Below are 608 nucleotides of genomic sequence, written 5' to 3'. Positions count from 1 at the left end.
TCACGATGAGTGTCCACACAGATTGATACGGTTTATGTAAAAGAGACGATACTGGGTCTGTAGCTCAGGTGGTTAGAGCGTTCGCCTGATAAGCGAGAGGTCGGTGGTTCGAGTCCACTCAGACCCACCAATTCCTTTTAGGGAGTTGGCATACAGTATCGACACCTTGATGGGGCTATAGCTCAGCTGGGAGAGCGCCTGCCTTGCACGCAGGAGGTCTGCGGTTCGATCCCGCATAGCTCCACCATCTTTAAGCGCATTCGATGAGTGCTTTTAAAAATGGTTACTTCATTAGAAGTGATTAGCTCTTTAACAATTTGGAAAGCTGACAAAACAACAATTTATTGTTGTTTGTAAAGTTCTCAATGTTTGTCTTTAGGACAAACACCAAAATAACACATTCAAGTGTTCTTGGAATTTGAGTCCGGCAAAATCGAGTCTGCATCATGTATAAAAATTGCAGACAACTTTGGTGACTTGTTCATCAACTCGAAACTCCTTCGGGTTGTATGGTTAAGTGACTAAGCGTACACGGTGGATGCCTTGGCAGTCAGAGGCGATGAAAGACGTAGTAACTTGCGATAAGCCCAGATTAGGTAGTAACAACC

The 608-nt window shown here is 44.4% G+C and carries 2 tRNA genes and 1 rRNA gene; all 3 read left to right on the top strand.

The window, feature by feature from the left end:
- The first annotated feature begins 53 nt into the window (after positions 1-53).
- Positions 54-130, top strand: a tRNA-Ile gene (locus tag UF05_RS15385).
- Positions 131-171: 41 nt separating this feature from the next.
- Positions 172-247, top strand: a tRNA-Ala gene (locus UF05_RS15380).
- Between the two features lie 264 nt (positions 248-511).
- A 23S ribosomal RNA gene (locus tag UF05_RS15375) occupies positions 512-608 on the top strand; the annotation flags it as partial.

The organism is Vibrio sp. S457-15, assembly GCF_000960545.1.
Taxonomy (GTDB): domain Bacteria; phylum Pseudomonadota; class Gammaproteobacteria; order Enterobacterales; family Vibrionaceae; genus Vibrio; species Vibrio parahaemolyticus.
The sequence above is the reverse complement of the archived record's forward strand: the minus strand, read 5'-3'. Positions and strand labels throughout refer to the sequence as shown.